Genomic DNA, 17,742 nt, shown 5'->3' on the forward strand with positions numbered 1-17,742 from the left:
CGGACAGCACATTCCGTCCGCTGAACGCGACGATTGTCTTGCCTGGCCGTCGCATCCCCTGAGCCGGAGATCCCTCCCATGCCGCCGTCCGGCCAAGCGACCGGTCCTCTGCGCGTGCTCTGCGTGACGCCGACCGGGCCGGACGGGCGGGGCGGCATCGACCGGCTCTACAGCTACCTGCGCATCGGCGAGGCTCCCTGCTGGTCGGGCATCGACCTGCGGTTCGTCGCCTCCCGCGGGCCGGTCGAGGGCGCGCTCTGGCCGCTCGCCTTCCCGAGGCATCTCGCCGGCATCGCGTGGCGCCTCGCGCGGTTTCGTCCCCACATCGTGCACCTCAACTTCGCCAATCGCGGCAGCGCGTGGCGAAAAGTCGTGATCCTGCATCTCGCCAAGCTCTTTGGCGCGCGCGTGGCCGCCCATCTCCACGACGCGGTGCCGGAGGCCGGCATCCGGAGCGGGAGCGTCGAGGGGCGCCTGTTCCTCGCGATCTGCCGGGGCGCCGACCGCCTCCTCGTGCTCGGGCGCCCGACCGCCGATCTCGTCGCCCGCCACGGCGTGGCACCGGAGCGGATCCGCGTCCTCCTCAACGGCACCCCGGATTTCGCCGACGCCGCCCCCCTGCCGAAGGGCGGGGCGGCGGGAGGCCCCGTCGAGATCCTGCTCGCCGGCCGGCTCGGCCCGCGCAAGGGCGCGGCCATCCTCATCGAGGCCCTGGCGCTGCTGGCCGCCCGCGGCGTCGACGGCTGGCATTGCACGATCGCGGGGGACGGCGACGTCGAGACCTACGCATCGCTCGCGCGCGAGCGGGGCCTCGAAGACCGCATCCGCTTCACGGGATGGCTCGACTCGCCCGCCGTGCACGATCTGATGCGCCGGGCCGACATCGTGGCGCTGCCCTCGCTCGTGGAGGCGCTGCCGCTCAGCCTCATCGAGGGGGCCTGCGCGGGCGCGGCGCTCCTGGCGACCGACATCAGCAACACGTCCGAGATCGTCGTCGACGGGGTGAACGGTCACCTCCTGCCGCGCGACCCAGCCGCCTTCGCCGACGCGATCGCGGGCTGCCTGTCCGACCGCGCGCGGCTCGGCCGCCTGCAGGTCGCCGCCCGCCGCCATTTTCTCGACGCCTTCACGATCGAGGCGTTCGAGACGGACCTGTGCCGGATCTACACGGATCTCGCCGGGAGGGCCGGCACGCGCGGTGCAGCGTCGGCGGAACTTGCGGTCGGCGAGCGCGCCTGAGGGAGCGGGTCGCCCCACTTCGGGACGGGCAGGGCATGTGCGGCATCGTGGGCTGGATCGTCGAGGCGGCGCGCGCCCCCGGAGAGGGGGCGCTGGCGGCGCTCGCCGAGGACATCCGCCACCGCGGACCGGACGGGTCCGGCTTCTGGCGGTCCGCGACGGCGGACGGCCGGCACGAGGTCGCCTTCGGCCATCGCCGGCTGTCGATCATCGATCTCGGCGGCGGCCACCAGCCGATGTCCTCGGCCGATGATGCGGTCACCGTCACCTTCAACGGCGAGATCTACAATTACGTGGAGCTGCGCGAGGAGCTACGCGCCCGCGGGCACGCCTTCCGCACCGAATCCGACACCGAGGTCCTGATCGAGGCCTACCGGGCCTGGGGCGAGGATTGCGTCGCGCGGTTCCGCGGCATGTTCGCCTTCGCCCTGTTCGACCGGGCGCGCCAGAGCGTGCTCATCGCCCGCGACGCCTTCGGCAAGAAGCCGCTCTTCCTCGCCGAATCGCCGGGGCGCATCGCCTTCGCCTCCGAGATCCCGGCGCTGCTGGGCCTGCCGGGAACGGATCGCACCCTCGACTGGGACGCCCTCGACGCCTACCTCGTCGACCGCTACGTGCCGGGCCCGGCGACCTTCTTCTCCGGCATCCGCAAGCTGCCGCCGGGCTGCCTCGGGATCTGGGCGAAGGGGCGGCTCGACGTGCGCCGCTACTTCACGCCCCCCTTCGCCGAGACGGCGCCCGACATCACGGATTTCGGCGAGGCCGTGCGCCTGTTCGAGGCGGCCTTCGACGAGGCGGTGCGCATCCGCATGCGCAGCGACGCGCCCTTCGGCGCCTTCCTGTCCGGCGGCCTCGATTCCTCGGCCGTCGTCGCCACGATGGCGCGCCACGCCCGCGGCCGCCTGCGGACCTTCTCGGTCGGCTTCGCCGAGGCCGCCTATTCCGAACTCGACCACGCGCGCGCCGTCGCCGACCTGTTCGACACCGACCACACCGCCTGCGTGATCACGCCCGAGGACTTCGCGGAGGCGTGGCCCGACGCGCTCGCCCATCGCGGCGCGCCGGTCACCGAGACCTCCGACATCCCGATCCTGCTGCTCGCCCGCGCGGCGAGCGCCAGCGTGAAGATGGTGCTGACGGGCGAAGGCTCGGACGAGTTGCTCGCGGGCTACCCGAAGCACCGGGCCGAGCGCTGGCTCGCCCTCTACCAGTCGCTGGTGCCGGGCGTGGTGCACGACAGGCTCGTCCACCCGGCGGTCGGCGCCATGCCCTACGGCGCGCGCCGCGTGAAGGTGCTCGCCAACGCCCTGGCCGAGCGCGACCGGGCGGCCCGGATGCGGCGCTGGTTCGGCGGCGTCTCCTCGGCGGAGCGCCTGGCCCTGACCGGCCGGGCCGATCCGGCCGCGATCGACGACTTTCCCTTCTCGATCGCGCGGGGCTCCGGCGTGCGCCGCACGCAATTCTACGACCAGACCTCCTACCTGCCGGACAACCTCCTGGAGCGCGGCGACCGCATGATGATGGCCGCCGGCATCGAGGGCCGCATGCCCTTCATGGATGTCGAGCTCGCCCGTCTCGTCGCGCGCTTCCCCGACCGGTTCCTCGTCGGCCACCCGAAGGGCAAGGCGGTGCTGCGGGCCGCCACCGCCCGGATGCTGCCGGCCACGATCCTCAACCGCAGGAAGGTCGGCTTCACCGTGCCGACCGGCCTCTGGTTCCGCGGCCCTTTACGCGCGCGCCTGGAGGACCTGCTCCTGTCCGGCGCCTCCGAGACTCGGCGCATCCTCCGCCCGGCCGAGATCGACCGCCTCGTGGCCGAGCACCTGGAGGGCCGCAGCGACCATCAGAAGGTCCTGTGGTCGCTCGCGAATCTCGAGCTGTTCCTGCGCACCTTCAAGCCCGGCCTAGGCGCCGGCCAGGCCCAGAGCCGGGTCGCCTGAGGTGGGGCGGGTCCGCTCCGTCGCGATCTACGTCCCCTGCCTGCAGACCGGCGGCGCCGAGCGCGTCGCGGCGGTGCTCGCGAGCGGCCTCCACGAAGCCGGCGTCGCGACCACGCTGATCGTCGACGCGGAGCGCGCGGGCAATGCCGGTTTCGTGGCGCCGGGCGTCGAGGTCGTCGTCCTTGGGGGCGGCCACGTCGCCAATGTCGGCCGCCTCGCGCGGCGCCTGCGGGCGACCAAGCCCGACATCGCGCTCGCCATCGACGCGCCCGCGAGCGTGAAGCTTGCAGCCGCCAAGCTCTTGGCGCCGGGCCGGACGCGCATCGTCCTGTCCTATCACGGCCATCCCGGTATCGTGCGCGGGCGGATCGGCGGCGCGGCCTTTCCCCTGGCCGGGCCGCTGACGCGCCTCTCCGCCCGCACGGTCTGCGTCTCGGAGGGGCTCCGGCAGCGCCTCGTCGCGGAGTGGCGCGCCGACGCGGGCAAGCTGGCCTGCATCCCGAATCCGATCCCGGTCGAGCGCGCGCAGGCGGCCGCCGATGCGGGCGCCCTCGCGGCGCGCCCCCTCATGATCCTCGCCGTGGGGCGGCTCGTGCCCGAGAAGGGCTACGACAGCCTGATCCGGGCGCTGGCGCTGCTGCCGGAGACGGTGCGCCTGACGATCCTGGGGGACGGGCCGGAGCGGCCCTCGCTGGAGCGCGCGGCGGCCGAGGCGGGGGTAGCCGGGCGGGTGAGCCTGCCGGGCTTCGCCGAGCCCTGGCCGGCCTACGGGCAGGCGCGCGTCCTCGCCCTGTCCTCGACGAGCGAATCCTTCGGCAACGTGGTCGTCGAGGCGCTCGCCTCGGGCCTTCCCGTCGTCGCCACCGATTGCGGCGGCCCGGGCGAGATCCTGGAGCGCGGCCGCTACGGGACGCTCGTCCCGGTCGGCGACGCGGCGGCGCTGGCGGCCGGCCTGCGGGCGGCGCTCGCCGATCCGGGCGACCCGGGTCCGCGGATCGCCCGGGCGGCGACCTACGCGGTGTCCCGCGTGGTCGCGCGCTACCTCGACCTGTTCGAGGCGGTGCTCGCCCGCTAGCCCGATCCTTACGGCTTCTGCAGGATCGGCTTCAGCATCGGTTCCCGGGGACGCGGCGCCACGGAGGCCCAGGGCGTCTCGATCGTCCGGCGCAACGAGACGCCGATCAGGGTCAACGCGGCGGCGTAGACCGCGATGAAGGCCAGGGTGCTCGCCACGAGCACGACGAGCGGGCCGGCCGGCTCGCTGAAGCCGCGCAAAGTGTAGAGCGCGCAGGAGGCGCAGGCATTGGCGAGGACGATCCGGGCGAGCATGCCCCAGGGCATCCGCACGGGCAGGATGCGGGAGGTGATCACGGCCGTGGTCAGGGCCGCGAAGCAGGCGCCCACGGCGAAGGAGATCCCGGCCCCCACGATGCCGAACCGCGGCACGAGCAGGAAACAGGCGACGAGGCCGAAGATCGCGGGCGGCAGCATGGCCACGGGCTGCAGCCAGGTCCGCTTGGCGAGGTGGAAGGCGTTGTCGAAGATGAAGTACTTCACGAGCAGCGCCAGCGAGCCGAAGGCGATCCAGGGCAGGAGGAGCGCGGCCTCGGCGTGGTAATCCGCCGGCAGGGCGATCGTGAGCAGCGGGTCGGTCAGCAGGATCAGGCCCATCACGATGGCGCTGCCGACCGTGACCAGCGTGGCGAGGAGGCCCGCCTGCGCGGTCGCGGCGGCCTCCGGACCCTCGTGCTCGTAGATCTTCACGAGGTGGGGAAAGGCGTAGTTGTTCAGCGGGCCGATGAACAGCTCGATCGGCTGGCGGCCGAGCGAGTAGGCGGCGGCGAGCACCGCGACCGCGTGGGGGCCGAGCAGGAAATCCACGATGTAGCGGTCGAAATAGCCCAGCGCGTAGACGAGGACCTGCGCCACCGCGATCGGCAGCCCGAAGGCGAGGGCGGCCCCGTAGCCGCGGCGGGCGCGCCGCGGGCGCGGGACATGGCCAAGCGCCTGCCAGAGGCCGACGAGGCCCGCCGTCGCCGTCGCGGCGGCGAGCGCGAGGGAGGCGTTCAGGAAGTCCGGCGGCAGGAGCAGCATCGCGGCGCCGGTGGCGGCGAAGGTGCCGCCCGCGCGCAAAGCCTCGACGGCGGCATAGGCCGAGTGCTTGCGCTGCACCTGGAGCAGCATCAGCGAGAGCCGAAGGGGCGCGAAGGCGAGGATCATCGCGGCGACCGACACGGTGAAGGCGAGGGATTGCTCCTGCCGCAGCAGGCCGCTCGCGCCCGCCAGCAGGAAGGCGAGGCCCGTCGTCGCGAAGGTGAGCGCGAGCAGGCGCCCGAGCCGGTACGGGCGCATGGTGGCGCTCGCGCCCTCGCTCCGAAGCGCGAAGACCCGCACCCAGTTGCACAGGGCCATGTCGAAGATCTCGCCGGTGGTGACGACGAGGACGAACAGGCCGTACTCGCCCATCGGCATCAGCCGGGTGAGGACGAGGAGCAGCAGGAACATCAGCGCCCGCGGCGCGAGGTTCGCCAGGAAGTAGAGCGCGTAGGCCGAGCGGGTCATCGCTCGCGCCCCCGCCCGAGCGGCCCCGGTTCCTGCGGGGCGACAAGGCGGCGGGCGGCCGCGCCGAGGAGGAGCCCGGCGAAGACGGCGTTGGTCTTGAGATAGCGGCCGGCGAGCCGGCGCGGCTCCTGGGCGAGCCGGTAGAACCATTCGGCGCCGAGCGCCTGGACGCTGCGCGGCGCCCGCTGCACGCGGCCGGCGACCACGTCGAAGGAGCCGCCCACCCCCATCAGGAAGGGCAGGTTCAGCGCGTCCCGGTGCCGGCGCATGAAGCGCTCCTTGTGCGGGGTCGGCAGCGCGATGAACAGGCAATGGGCGCCGCTCGCCCCGATCTGCCGGCAGATCTCGGTCTCCTGCTCGGGGCGGAAATAGCCGTGCTGGTAGCCCGCGAGGTCGAGGCCCGGGTGGCGCTGCGTCAGGGCCCGCGCCGTGTCGGCGACGACGTCGGGCTTCGCGCCGAGGAGATAGGGGCGCAGGCCCTGCTCGGCGCAGAGGGCGATCAGGCTCTCGAAGAGGTCGATGCCGGCCACGCGGGAGACCTTGCGGTGGCCGAGGAGGCGCAGCGCCAGCGCGATCCCGGCCCCGTCGATGCCGATGAGGTCGCTCTCGCGGATGTCGCGGTCGAGCTCGGGGTCGCGGCGGGCATTGACGAGCTTGGCGACGTTGAGCGCGACGTGCTGGCAGCGGGGCGCCTCGCCCCGCATCGCGGCGAGCGCCCGCCCGACCGTCTCGTCGTGGCTCAGGATGTCGACCGGCAGTCCGAGGAGTTCGACGCGCATCGGCTCAACCTCTCGCAATCTCTCTCAGGCCGCTTCGAGCGGCTGGGCGAGGAGCCCCACGGCGTCGACCACGATCTTCGCGCTCACCGCCCCGCGGTTCAGGTTGCGGAACCGGTCATGCGCGACGAGGATCGCGACCACGTCGGCCTCGGCGACGGCGTCCTGCAACGCCATCAGCTCGACATCGGTTCGGTCGGCGAGGCTGTCGGGCAGCTCGGGCACGTGCGGCTCCACGATCATCAGCCGGCCGAGGCGGCGCTCGGCGAGGTCGCAGGCGATGTGCAGGGCCGGGCTCTCGCGCAGGTCGTCGACGTTCGGCTTGTAGGTGAGGCCGAGCAGCGCGATCTTCGGCTCCCGGAAGCGCGAGGCGATGCCGGCGATCTTGTCGGCGAGGAAGCGCGGCTTGCCGTCGTTCACCTCGCGGGAGGCGCGGATGAGCGGCGTCTGCTGCGGCAGCGCCTCGTGGATGAACCAGGGGTCGACCGGGATGCAATGGCCGCCGACGCCGGCGCCCGGCGCCAGGATGTTCACGCGCGGGTGGAGGTTGGCGAGGCGGATCACCGACCAGACGTCGAGGCCGAGCGCGTCGCAGACGAGCGAGAGCTCGTTGGCGAAGGCCACGTTCACGTCGCGATAGGCGTTCTCGACGAGCTTCGACAATTCGGCGGTCGGCGCCGTGGTCAGGCGCTGCGGCCCGGTCGCGAACACGCTGTAGAGGTCGCGCGCGGCGAGCGCACTGCGATGGTCGAGGCCGCCATAGGTGCGCGGATTTTCGATCAGCTCGCGCAGGGTGTGCCCGGGCAGGATCCGCTCCGGGCTGTAGGCGAGCAGGATGTCGGAGCTCTCCGGATCCGTGTCGGGGAAGGTGAGGTCGGGGCGCAGGCCGCGCAGCTGCTCGGCGGCACCCTGAGTGGTGCCGACGGGGCAGGTCGATTCGATGATGATGAGGTCGCCCCGCTTCAGGACGGGCGCGATCGAGGCCAGGGCCGAGCGGACGGCGGTGAGGTCCGCGGTCTTGTCGTCGCGGATCGGGGTCGGCACCGCGATCAGGAAGGCGTCGGCCGGCTCCGGCTGCGTCGTCGCCCGCAGGTTGCCGGCGGTGACGACCGCGCGGAGCACGATGTCGAGGTCGGGCTCGATGAAGTGGGCCTTGCCGGATTGGATGCGCTCGACCGCGTCGGCGCGGATGTCGACGCCGATCACGCTGAGCCCACGCGAGGCGAAGGTCGCCGCGGTCGGCAGGCCGACATAGCCGAGGCCGATCACCGAGATGGTCTGGCGGGTGCGCGTCATGGGAGATCGGCTCCGGTGGGCTGGAGAATGGCTGTGTCGGGAGGGGTCAGGCGATGCGCTGGATGCGCTGGGTCGTGGCGACGAACTCCCGCGAGACGCGAAGGTTCGGACGGAATGCCGGAGCGGTTTCCGCTTGGTTGACGAGATCGGCGACGATGCGCGCGCTGGCATGCCCGTCGCCGAACGGGCTCGCGCCGGACGCCATCGCGGCATAGGCGGAGGCATCGTCGAGGAGGCGGGTCACGCTCGCCACGATGGTGCGGGGCTCGGTCCCGACGAGCCGGGCGACGCCCGCCTCGACCGCCTCGGCGCGCTCGCTCGTATCGCGCATCACGAGGACGGGCTTGCGCAGCACCGGCGCCTCCTCCTGCACCCCGCCGGAATCGGTGAGGATCAGCGCGGCGCGGGTCATCAGGTAAACGAAGTCGGGGTAGTCGAGGGGCTCGATCAGCCTGATCCCGGGATTGTCGCCGAGATGCTCGAAGACCGGCCCACGCACGTTCGGGTTGAGATGGACGGGGTAGACGACCTGGATCCCCGGCCGGCGCGCCAGCTCGCCGAGCGCCTTGCAGATGTTGAGGAAGCCCTCGCCGAAGCTCTCGCGCCGGTGCCCGGTGACGAGGACGAGCCGCGCCTTGGGGTCGATCCAGCCGAAGCGCTCCTCGAGGCGGTCCCGCATCGCCCCGGGCTGGCGCACGAAGTCCGCCATGCGCAGGAGCGCGTCGATGCCCGTATTGCCGGTGACGAGGATGCGGTCGGCCGGGTAGCCCTCGCTGAGGAGGGCGGCGCGCGCCCGGCTCGTCGGGGCGTAGTGCCGGTCGGCGACGATCGCGGTGACCCGGCGGTTCGCCTCCTCGGGCCAGGGGCTCTGGAGGTTGCCGGTGCGCAGGCCCGCCTCGACATGGCCGACCGGGATGCGCCGGAAGAAGGCGGCCATCGCCGCGGCGGTGCTCGTCGCGGTGTCGCCCTGCACGAGGACGTAATCCGGCTTCCACTCGGCCAGGATGCGGTCGAGGCCGGTCATCACCCGGGCGAACACGTCGGTCAGGCTCTGGTCGGCCCGCATCACGTCGAGATCGTCGTCGGGCCGGATGTCGAAGGTCGAGAGCACGCTGTCGAGCATGCTCCGGTGCTGTCCCGTCGAGCAGACCCGCGACAGGATGCCGGGCGTCTGCTGAAGCATGGCGACGACGGGAGCCATCTTGATCGCCTCGGGGCGCGTGCCGAACACCGACAGGATCTTCATGGACTTGCTCATTCCCGACTCAGCACGATCTTGGACGGCTCATCTTTGCGGTTGTAGCGAGAGCAAGATGGGAACCACGGGTTTCGGCGGCAAAACTGTTTTGTTTTGACACTCTTGCGATCCCGTTCACGCGATCTCCGCAATTTGACGGCTCAATCCGGGACACGGCATGGACCAGGCTGATAGCGCATCGCGCACAACCGAGACGCGCGCAAGCGCACAGAGCCACGCAGCGCGGGCATCCCGGAGCGCGGGCGACGCCCGCCTCGCGCGGCTGGCGTGGTATCTCGGCCGCCTGCGCTCGATGGGTCCCGCCGAGATCGTCCACCGCGTCGGCGAGGCGGCGCGCAGGCGGGCCTGGGCCCGGCGGCCGATCGGCTGGGAGACGCGCGCGCCGGGCGATCCCGCGCCGCTGCCCGACTTTCCCGAGCTTCGGCGGGCGCTCGCGCAATCCGCGGGGCTGCCGGGCGTGCGCCGCAGCCTCGCCGCGATCGAGGCGGGACGGTTCCACTATTTCGGCCGCGACTGGCCGGCACCAGATTTCACCGGGCCGGAGGCCGGCGCGGGCTTCTGGTTTCACGATCCGGTGACGGGCGCGGCCTGGCCCGGGGCCGGCGTGCCGGCCCACCGCGTCGACGTGCGCGCGACGGTCGAGGCGCCCGACGGCAGCGGCCGCCCCGGCGACGTCAAGTTCGTCTGGGAGCCGGCCCGCCTCCAGATGCTCCACCCGCTCGCCGCCGCCTGCGCCGCGGGGGAGGCCCGTGCCGGCGAGGCGGCGCGGGCGATCGTGACGAGCTTCACCCGGGCGAACCCGCCCTATGGCGGCGTCCACTGGTTCTCCGGCATCGAGATGACGCTCCGGCTCGTCAGCCTGCTGCTCGTGGCGGCCGCGTCCGGGCCGGAGGGGTTGCCGCCGGAGGAGCGCGCCGCCTTCCGCAGGCTCGTCGCGGCCCATGCGGAGGCCATCGCGGCCTTCCCCTCGCTCCACTCCTCGGCCAACAACCACCGCATCGCGGAGGGGCTGGGGCTCCTCGTCGCCGGGCTCCTGCTGCAGGGCGCCGCCGAGGCCGCGTCCTGGGAGGCGGAGGGGCGGGCCATCCTCGAGGGGGAGGGCGAGCGCCAGATCCTGCCGGACGGCGTCGGGGCCGAGCAATCCCTGACCTACCAGGCCTGGACGATGGAGATGCTCGGCCTCGGCTTCGTGCTGGCGCGCGCCGCCGGGCGCCCGCTCGCGCCCGCGCTCCTGGCGCGGCTCGCCGCCGGGGCCGGGTTCCTGCGCGCGATGCTCGACGGGGCGGGGCGCAACCCGGCGATCGGGGACGACGACGAGGGGCGGATCCTCAGCGACGGGCTCGGCCGCGAGCCCCGCTACGTCGCCTCCGTCACCGCGGCGATCGCCGGCCTCGCCGGCCGTCCGGACCTCGCCCCGCCGGCCCGCGACCCGCACCCGCGCGACGCGGTGTTCGGCGCGCCGCCCGCTCCCCGCCCCGTCGCGAAGGGGCGGCAGACCTTCCGGCAGGGCGGCTACACGGCCGTCCACGCGCGCATCGCCGGGCGCGCCTGCCACCTCGTCTTCGACCACGGGCCGATCGGCTACCTGACGCTCGCCGCGCACGGCCACGCGGACGCCCTCGGCATCTGGCTGTCGATCGACGGCCGCCCCGTGCTGATCGACGCGGGCACCCACCTCTACCATGCCGGGGGAGCCGGCCGCGTCGCGATGCGCGAGAGCCTCGCCCACAACACGCTGAGCGTGGCGGGGGCCTCCCACAGCCTCGCCTCCGCGGGCTTCCACTGGGCGAGCCGCGCCGACGCGCGCCTCGTCGCCGAGACGGAGGGAGAGGCGTGGTCGGTCACCGGCGCGCACGAGGGCTACGCCCGGCGCTTCGGCGTCGCGCACCGGCGCCGCGTCGCGCGCGACCCGACCGGGTTCCTGATCGCGGACCGGCTGGACGGGGGCCGCGGCGGCCTCCCGGTCGAGATCCGGTTCCTCGTCCACCCGGATCTCGCGGCCAGCCTGCAGGATGGCGTCCTCGCCCTCGGCGACGCCTCCGGCCTCCTGTGCCAAATCGTGCCACCGTCCGGCTTTGAGACGCGGCTCACGGCGGCCACCGCGCCGGGAGCGGCCGTCTACGCGCCCCGCTTCGGACACCTCGCCACGGCCCACAGCCTCGTCCTGTCCGGTACACTCGGCGCCGCGGACGCACACACCCGGATCAGCATCGGTGCAAGCTGACGGGCGGATGCGCGAAGACCTCGGGCAGACGTCCGGCGTGATGAACAGTCGATGAAGGAGGAGGAGCGAATGCGAGTCCAGGATTCACTGCCGCGAAACCGGACGAGGCTTAACCCTGTCTGATCTTCGACACCGGAATTCGACCCGACGCCTCTGTTCAATGGTCCTCGCCTTGCAAATCTCTCCTCCGGCAGCACGGCTTCGTCCCGCTCGTCCCGAGCCGGGACAGGGCGGGGCGCCGCGTCTGGCCGGCGGAGCGAGGTCGCGATGGTTCGGTTGGAGAGATTCGCGTTGAACGATCCGCACTTCGCCTTCCAGCCCGCCCCCGCAGCCGTCATCGACCTGCGCGGCATCGTCGCGACGTTCCGGCGGCGCTGGCGCTGGATCGCGGGCTCGGTCTTCGCGCTCACCTTCGCAGCGCTCGGCGCCGCCCTGACCATGCCGCCGCGCTACGACGCGACGGCCAAGATCCTGCTCGACCCCCGCAACCTCCAGGTCTTCCAGAACGACATCAACCCGACCGCCGGCACCGGCGAGGAGGCGACCCTCATCAGCGAGAGCCAGCTCCAGGTGGTGCGCTCGACGAGCGTCCTGACGAGCGTCGTCCAGTCCGAGAAGCTCGCCGCCGATCCCGAATTCGGGTCGCCCCGCCAGGGGCTGCTGGCGACCTTCAGGAACCAGCTCCTCGGTTCGCCCGACAAGGACAAGGACCGGGAGGCGGAGACGCCGGAATCGCGCGCCTTGCGCGCCCTCGACCGGGCGGTCTCGGTGCGCCGGCCGGACAAGACCTTCGTCATCGAGATCGGCATCTCGACGGAATCGGCCGAGAAATCGGCGCGCATCGCCAACGCCGTCGCCGACGCGTTCCTGAAGGAGCTGACGCGCACCCGCACCGACGAGGTCGAGCGGGCGAGCGGCGCCCTCGAAGCCCGGCTCGGCGAGTTGCGCGAGCGGCTGCAGGTGAGCGAGGCGGCCGTCGAGCGCTACCGGCGCAACCACGACCTCGTCGGCGCCTCGGGCCGGCTCGTCGGCGAGCAGCAGCTCACCGATCTCACGAACCAGGTCGCCCGCGCGCGCAGCCGCACGGCGGAGACGGCGGCGCGCGTGGAGCAGATCCAGAAGGTCCGGCGCTCGGGCGACGTGCAGGACGCGACGGTGGAGGCCGTCCAGTCGCCCGCCATCGCCGCCCTGCGCGCGACCCTCGCCGAGGCCAAGCGCGCCGAGGCCGACGCCGCGCTCGTCTACGGACCCCGCCATCCGGCCAATGCCGGCATGGCCCAGCGCGTGCGCGCGGCCCGGCAGCAACTGGACGACGAGCTCGGCCGCATCGCCCGCACCGCCACCACCGATTACGACCGCGCCCGCGCGGCGGAGGCCAATCTCGACCAGCGCATCAACGCCCTCAAGAAGGAGGCGGCGAAGGCGAACGAGGCCCAGGTCCAATTGCGGGAGCTCGAGCGCGAGGCCGCCTCGAACCGCGGCGTTTACGAGGCCTTCCTGAACCGGGCCAAGGACCTGCAGCAGCGCTACTACCTCGACACGACGAATGCGCGCACGATCAAGCAGGCGACGCCCCCCGTCGCCAAGGCCGGCATCTCGAAGCTCGCCATCATCGCGGGCGGCCTCGTCGTCGGCCTGCTTCTCGGATTGGCGCTTGCCCTGCTGCGCGAGCAGTTCGACCCGCCGGCCTACGAGACGCGGGCTCTGAGCGTGTGGCGCGAGCCGGAGCCGCGCTACCTGCCGAGTTCCCGGACGCGCTGAGGCGGGCAGCGGGACGGGGCGCGAAAGGGGCGATCCGGCTGTCGCCGGCGCATTCTAGGGCGAGGCGGAGTTCGGTTTGCGGGAGGCGACGCGCTGTCTCGGACGATCGGGGGGATTTCGGATCTCTGAGATCGGAAGGACCGCCGTCGCGGTCCCAATCCGTCGCTCAGTACGGTCGACCCTCGACTCTCCTCGGACCTTGAAATGTGCACGCTGCGATGGCCGGGATCGCTCCAGAGCACGGCTTGATGAGAGCTTCAGTCGTGACTTTCACGCGAGCGATTCGCTCGACGGAACCGTTCGCGCTAGGAGGCTTGCCGCAGGATTTCGGCTCGCAGGATTTCGGGCTGCGGGGTGCCCGAGAACAGCCGGTTGCCGACAGCAACCGAGGGGACGGCACGGATGCCCGCCTCTCGCGCCACGCGCAAAGCCGCATCGTGGCGCTCCCCGGAGAGCGGCGAGGCCAGCACGCCATCAAGGCCGAGCGGGTCGAGGCCGAGATCCTGCACGATCGCCTTGAGCACGTCGGTGTCGCCGATGTCGCGATCCTGCTGAAAGAAGGCGCGCAGAACCGCATCGACGTAAGCGTCGCCCCGACCGTGCTCGACGGCGTATTGAAGTCCGAGGAATGCCTTGCGGGTGTAGGGCTGCGGCGAGACGGTCGGCAGGCGGATCGCGATGCCCATCCGCTCGGCCGCGGGGTAGACGCCCTGCTTCCATGCCGTGGGCAGATACGCGTCCTCCGGCCGCAACGTCGGGGTCGGGTAGGGGCGCAACTCGAACGGCATCCAGACAAGGTCGACCTCGAGCCCCTCGGAAGCGGCTCGGATGACGTGCTCCCCCAAGAGGCAGTAGGGGCAGACGAAGTCGATCCACACGCGAAGGGTCGCTCGGGAAGCTGTCCGTGCGGCGGTGCTGGCGTCCTGGCTCATATCCCTCGGTCCATCTCCTCGCGCGGCGGGCAACGGGGCCATCGGAACAAGGCGGCAGCCCGCTCCTCGGATCCTTCAGGCCGCAAGCTCGGTCGGCTTGATGTTGGCAATCGGCCCCAGGATGGCGTGGTCGAAGCCCGCCAGTTCCTGGGCTGCCTGGATGCGGTTCGGGAAATCGGGATTGGCGAGCGCGGCCTTGCCGAGCGCCACGATGTCCGCGCCGGCAGCCAGGACCTCCTGCGCCCGCGCCCGGTCCTGCACGCCGCCATTGGCGATCAGCGGGACCTGCGGCGCGTAGCGGCGAGCAAGTGCGACAAGGCTGTCAGGGCCACCCTTGAACGCGGGCTCCCACGCCCTGTGCTCGGTGACGTGGAGGTAGCTGATTCCGGCCTCTGCGAGCGTGCCGAAGATGACCTCGGCATCCTGCTCACGGCCCGGCCATTTATGGGCGTAGTCGTTGACCTTGCCCTGCGAGATCCGGACCCCCACCGGCACGCCCGGACCGGCCTTCGCCCGCACTGCCTCGACGATGGCGGTCACGAACGTGGTGCGCTGGCGGGTGTCGCCGCCCCACCGGTCGCGGCGACGATTGGCATAGTCGGTCAGGAACTGGTCGATCAGGTAGCCGTTCGCGCCGTGGATCTCGATGCCGTCGAACCCGGCCGCAACCGCGCGTGCGGCCGAGGCGGCGAAGCCCTCGATTGCGTCGGCGATCTGCTCCTCGTTCATGGCCTCAGGCGCCGGATAGGCGCCCTTGCCGTAGTAGAACTCCATCTGCTCACCCTTGGGCTGCACGGCCGAAGGTCCGATGCTGGTCTCCCGGAAGCGGTTGCCCTGGCTGATCGCACCCGCGTGCATCAACTGCGCGAAGATGTGCGCCCCGTGCCGGTGGGCCGCCTCGACGACCGGCCGCCACGCCTGCTCCTGGGCCTCGTCGGTGATGCCGGGCTGGTGCAGGTAGCCCTGCGAGAACGCCCGATCCGTGTAGATGCCCTCGGTGATCAGCAGGCCGAAACCGCCTCGGGCGAAGCGCTCGTAGTAGCGCGCCATCGTCTCCGTGGCCGTGCCCTCGTCGGACGCGCTCACGCGCGTCATCGGCGCGACCGCGAGGCGGTTCCCGAGCGTCACGCCGTTTATATCGAACGTGGTGAAAAGGCCCGTCGCGTCCGTGCTCATGTCCGGCCTCCAAGCTACCGTCGCCGCTCTGTCGATAGCGAGGTAGCGGATGGCGCGGCCTTGCAGTAGCCGAGGTGAGCAATAAGGATCTTATCGTTCAGTGTTATGCCGATGAACCTGTCAGACGTGGCCCTGTTCCGCGCGATCGTCGCGACCGGCAGCCTTTCGGCCGCCGGGCGGCAGGAGGGCCTGTCGCCGATGGCGGTCAGTCGCCGGTTGGCCGCGCTCGAACAGGAAGTCGGTGTTCGCCTGCTCCACCGCACCACCCGATCGGTCGCGCTGACGGCGGATGGCGAGACGTTCCTGCCGCTCGCCCGGACGATGCTGGAGGCGAGAGACGCCGTTGCGGCAGCCTTCTCCGAGCAGCACGAGGGATTGAGCGGCGTTCTGCGCGTGACGGCCCCGAACCGGATCGGTCGCGCTGTGGTCGTGCCGCTGGTGGTCCGACTGATGGCGGAGAACCCGCTGCTACAGGTTGACCTGACCTTCGCGGACGGGATCGTGGATCTCGCGGCGTCCGGGATCGACGTGGCGCTCAGGGTCGCAACGTTGCAGGCGTCGGAACTCGTCGCCGTGCGGCTGGTGGACAATCCGCGCATCCTCTGCGCAGCCCCGAGCTATCTCGCGACGCATCGGTCACCCGAACGGTTGAGCGACCTCGACGCCCACGCCTGCCTGACGCTCCACGCCATGGATGCGTGGCCCTTCCAGCAGGCAGGGCAACCGATTGCCAAGCGCATCAAGGGGCGGCTCGCCGCCAACAGCGTCGACACGGTGCACGCCGCCTGCATTGCCGGGGCAGGAATTGCGCTGCTGACCTATTGGGACGTGGCGCAGGAGCTTGCCGACAGCACCCTCGCGGCCATCACCCTGGCCGACGCGGAGCCCGAGCAGTTGGCCATCTGGGCGGTGCTGCCGACCCGCCAGCACATGCCGGCACGAGTCCGTCAGTTCATCCACGCCTTGAAGAGCGAACTGAGACGGCTCCCACTCGGGATCTCCGAACGATCGCAGGCCGGTCCGGGGGCCTGATCCTCCGCGTCCCCTGACGATCCGGACGCTCATCCCGTAAGCGTCACACGTCCGCCGCCCACCCCCGTCCGACCTCAGATGCCGGGCAGCGAGCGTCGGGTGTCGACCGCTAATCCCGCTTCAGCCAGAAGGCCTCACCGAGGATCGCCGCCTCCGTGAAGGCGAGGTCGCCGGGATGGGGGACGTCGGCGCCCTTGGCGTATTTGGGCATGCGATCCGGCAGGTAGGGACCGACGAGGCCGGGCACGGGGGCCGGCGCGTCGACCATCGCGAGGAGAAGGCCCTTGCCCAGGAGGAAGCGGCCGAGGGCGCGCCCGAAGCGGCGGAGGTCGCCGGCATCCGCGCAATAGAGCAGGTAGGCCACCGTGACCCGGTGGCCGGCGATGCGGCGGCGCTGGAACACGAAGGGGTGGGCGCGCCCCTCCGCCACGCACCAGACCGTCAGGCAGCCCATCCGCGCATGCGTCTCCATGACGTGCGCGTCCCCCGCCGCGACGGCGGCGCCGGCGGGCGGCGCCCCCTCGACGAGGCGCACCCGAGGGGCCGCGCCGCGGGTCAGCAGCGGCACGGCGACCTGGAGGCCGGCAATGTAGCGGCGGAAGCCCTGCGCCTCGATCGTCGGGCGGGTCGGGGGCGCCGGGGAGATGTTGATGTAGGTGACGGCCCTGTCGCGGGTCGCCGAGGCTACGAGGAGCGAGGCGTAGCCGCGGTGGCTCTCCTCGACGTACCAGCTCGACAGGTTGCAGCGCATCGGGCGCCCGGGGATCGCGCCGAACACCATCAGGAGCACGCCGACGAGATTGCCGCCGAGGTCGAGCACGTAGCCCGAATGCGGGCAGCCGGACTCGGCGCTGTAGGCGAGGAGGCGCGCGAGCGCCGCGTCCCACTCGGCCACGGAGCGGCCCGGGAAGCCACGGACGAGGAGGGGGCCGAGTGCCTCCCGGTCGGCCTCGACGATCCGGCGGCAGCGCAGGCGCGCGGCCGTGCCGGGGGTCGGGCTCGGATCTGCCGTCATCGGCTCGGCCATCGCGCGGGGGGCGCGTCAGGCCGCGCGGCTGAGGAGGGGCAGCAGGGCGCCGCGGAGGGCCTCCATCTGCGCCTCGGTCTCGGCCTGCGCCCGGGCGGCGTCGGGCGCCAGGAGCGTGCGCAGGCGCGCGATCTCGAGCTCGAGGCGGTCGTTCTCGGCGACGAGGAGCGCGACCTTCTCCTCCGCGACGCGGGCGCGCGCCAGCGCCTCGTTGCGCTCCTGCTCGCGGACCTGGACCCGGTCGCGCCAGAGCCGCGTCGCGACGTTCTCAGGTTCCTCGCTCATGGCACGCTCCGGACGCCGACGAATCGAGGCGGCAGCGTCGCACGGTAGGGTTCATGAAACGTAACGGGGACGGCCCTGCGTTGCAGAACCGTCCCCGCCTTGGTCGGGGCCGCCCCGGCGTGCCGGGGCGGCGGATGTCGGCTCAGGCGTGGGCGAGGGCGCCGGCCGGGAGGGCGGCCTCGTTCGCCGCGTGGTGCTTCTTGAGCATGGGCCGGAGCACCGCCACCGCGAGGG

The 17,742-nt window shown here is 72.3% G+C and carries 14 protein-coding genes; 6 read left to right on the top strand and 8 right to left on the bottom strand.

The window, feature by feature from the left end; translation table 11 throughout:
• Positions 1-78 precede the first annotated feature (78 nt).
• Genes J2X36_RS13220 through J2X36_RS13230 form a run of 3 tightly spaced genes read left to right on the top strand, consistent with a single transcriptional unit; the run spans position 79 to position 4,254 of the window.
• Positions 79-1,239: a glycosyltransferase family 4 protein gene (locus J2X36_RS13220; protein ID WP_310350286.1), complete on the top strand. Its 1,161-nt coding sequence runs from the start codon at positions 79-81 to the stop codon at positions 1,237-1,239.
• A gap of 35 nt (positions 1,240-1,274) precedes the next feature.
• Complete coding sequence (gene asnB, locus J2X36_RS13225) at positions 1,275-3,179, top strand: asparagine synthase (glutamine-hydrolyzing) (protein WP_310350289.1); 1,905 nt, start codon at positions 1,275-1,277, stop codon at positions 3,177-3,179.
• A 1-nt stretch (position 3,180) separates the two neighbouring features.
• Positions 3,181-4,254, top strand: coding sequence for a glycosyltransferase (locus tag J2X36_RS13230; RefSeq protein ID WP_310350292.1), 1,074 nt, complete (start codon positions 3,181-3,183; stop codon positions 4,252-4,254).
• A gap of 8 nt (positions 4,255-4,262) precedes the next feature.
• Here J2X36_RS13230 and J2X36_RS13235 read toward each other — a convergent pair whose 3' ends face one another.
• Genes J2X36_RS13235 through wecB form a run of 4 tightly spaced genes read right to left on the bottom strand, consistent with a single transcriptional unit; the run spans position 4,263 to position 9,071 of the window.
• Positions 4,263-5,741, bottom strand: a complete 1,479-nt coding sequence (locus J2X36_RS13235; RefSeq protein ID WP_310350295.1) for a lipopolysaccharide biosynthesis protein — start codon at positions 5,739-5,741, stop codon at positions 4,263-4,265.
• Positions 5,738-6,520 carry a WecB/TagA/CpsF family glycosyltransferase gene (locus J2X36_RS13240; RefSeq protein ID WP_310350297.1) on the bottom strand — a complete coding sequence of 261 codons (783 nt, stop codon included), beginning with the start codon at positions 6,518-6,520 and terminating at the stop codon, positions 5,738-5,740. The genes J2X36_RS13235 and J2X36_RS13240 overlap by 4 nt, the downstream gene beginning before the upstream one ends.
• Before the next feature lie 24 nt (positions 6,521-6,544).
• Positions 6,545-7,813 carry a UDP-N-acetyl-D-mannosamine dehydrogenase gene (gene wecC / locus J2X36_RS13245; protein ID WP_310350298.1) on the bottom strand — a complete coding sequence of 423 codons (1,269 nt, stop codon included), beginning with the start codon at positions 7,811-7,813 and terminating at the stop codon, positions 6,545-6,547.
• 46 nt (positions 7,814-7,859) lie between these two features.
• A complete protein-coding gene (wecB, locus tag J2X36_RS13250) occupies positions 7,860-9,071 on the bottom strand; it encodes a non-hydrolyzing UDP-N-acetylglucosamine 2-epimerase (RefSeq protein WP_310350301.1) in 1,212 nt (403 codons plus the stop codon).
• 157 nt (positions 9,072-9,228) lie between these two features.
• Between wecB and J2X36_RS13255 the strand changes: the two genes are divergently transcribed.
• Positions 9,229-11,295: a heparinase II/III-family protein gene (locus tag J2X36_RS13255; protein ID WP_310350304.1), complete on the top strand. Its 2,067-nt coding sequence runs from the start codon at positions 9,229-9,231 to the stop codon at positions 11,293-11,295.
• Between the two features lie 291 nt (positions 11,296-11,586).
• Positions 11,587-13,056, top strand: coding sequence for a GumC family protein (locus J2X36_RS13260; RefSeq protein ID WP_310350306.1), 1,470 nt, complete (start codon positions 11,587-11,589; stop codon positions 13,054-13,056).
• Positions 13,057-13,361: 305 nt separating this feature from the next.
• On the opposite strand, the gene J2X36_RS13265 is transcribed toward J2X36_RS13260, so the two are convergent.
• Positions 13,362-13,934: a DsbA family protein gene (locus tag J2X36_RS13265; RefSeq protein ID WP_310350309.1), complete on the bottom strand. Its 573-nt coding sequence runs from the start codon at positions 13,932-13,934 to the stop codon at positions 13,362-13,364.
• A 129-nt stretch (positions 13,935-14,063) separates the two neighbouring features.
• Entirely contained in the window at positions 14,064-15,164 is a 1,101-nt protein-coding gene (locus J2X36_RS13270) for an NADH:flavin oxidoreductase (protein WP_310350312.1), read from the bottom strand.
• A 111-nt stretch (positions 15,165-15,275) separates the two neighbouring features.
• On the opposite strand from J2X36_RS13270, the gene J2X36_RS13275 reads away from it, so the two are divergent.
• Positions 15,276-16,196, top strand: coding sequence for a LysR family transcriptional regulator (locus J2X36_RS13275; protein ID WP_310350315.1), 921 nt, complete (start codon positions 15,276-15,278; stop codon positions 16,194-16,196).
• 109 nt (positions 16,197-16,305) lie between these two features.
• Here J2X36_RS13275 and J2X36_RS13280 read toward each other — a convergent pair whose 3' ends face one another.
• Positions 16,306-17,211 carry an acyl-CoA acyltransferase gene (locus J2X36_RS13280; protein ID WP_310350318.1) on the bottom strand — a complete coding sequence of 302 codons (906 nt, stop codon included), beginning with the start codon at positions 17,209-17,211 and terminating at the stop codon, positions 16,306-16,308.
• A 27-nt stretch (positions 17,212-17,238) separates the two neighbouring features.
• Positions 17,239-17,508 carry a hypothetical protein gene (locus J2X36_RS13285; protein WP_310350320.1) on the bottom strand — a complete coding sequence of 90 codons (270 nt, stop codon included), beginning with the start codon at positions 17,506-17,508 and terminating at the stop codon, positions 17,239-17,241.
• Positions 17,509-17,742 lie beyond the last annotated feature (234 nt).

Source organism: Methylobacterium sp. BE186, from assembly GCF_031457035.1.
Lineage (GTDB): Bacteria > Pseudomonadota > Alphaproteobacteria > Rhizobiales > Beijerinckiaceae > Methylobacterium > Methylobacterium segetis.

Bases quoted from the DNA above. Each gene is read 5' to 3' on its own strand.
- J2X36_RS13220 (WP_310350286.1), top strand. From the start codon at position 79: ATGCCGCCGTCCGGCCAAGCGACCGGTCCTCTGCGCGTGCTCTGCGTG.
- asnB (WP_310350289.1), top strand. From the start codon at position 1,275: ATGTGCGGCATCGTGGGCTGGATCGTCGAGGCGGCGCGCGCCCCCGGA.
- J2X36_RS13235 (WP_310350295.1), bottom strand. From the start codon at position 5,741: ATGACCCGCTCGGCCTACGCGCTCTACTTCCTGGCGAACCTCGCGCCG.
- J2X36_RS13240 (WP_310350297.1), bottom strand. From the start codon at position 6,520: ATGCGCGTCGAACTCCTCGGACTGCCGGTCGACATCCTGAGCCACGAC.
- wecC (WP_310350298.1), bottom strand. From the start codon at position 7,813: ATGACGCGCACCCGCCAGACCATCTCGGTGATCGGCCTCGGCTATGTC.
- wecB (WP_310350301.1), bottom strand. From the start codon at position 9,071: ATGAGCAAGTCCATGAAGATCCTGTCGGTGTTCGGCACGCGCCCCGAG.
- J2X36_RS13255 (WP_310350304.1), top strand. From the start codon at position 9,229: ATGGACCAGGCTGATAGCGCATCGCGCACAACCGAGACGCGCGCAAGC.
- J2X36_RS13270 (WP_310350312.1), bottom strand. From the start codon at position 15,164: ATGAGCACGGACGCGACGGGCCTTTTCACCACGTTCGATATAAACGGC.
- J2X36_RS13275 (WP_310350315.1), top strand. From the start codon at position 15,276: ATGAACCTGTCAGACGTGGCCCTGTTCCGCGCGATCGTCGCGACCGGC.
- J2X36_RS13280 (WP_310350318.1), bottom strand. From the start codon at position 17,211: ATGACGGCAGATCCGAGCCCGACCCCCGGCACGGCCGCGCGCCTGCGC.
- J2X36_RS13285 (WP_310350320.1), bottom strand. From the start codon at position 17,508: ATGAGCGAGGAACCTGAGAACGTCGCGACGCGGCTCTGGCGCGACCGG.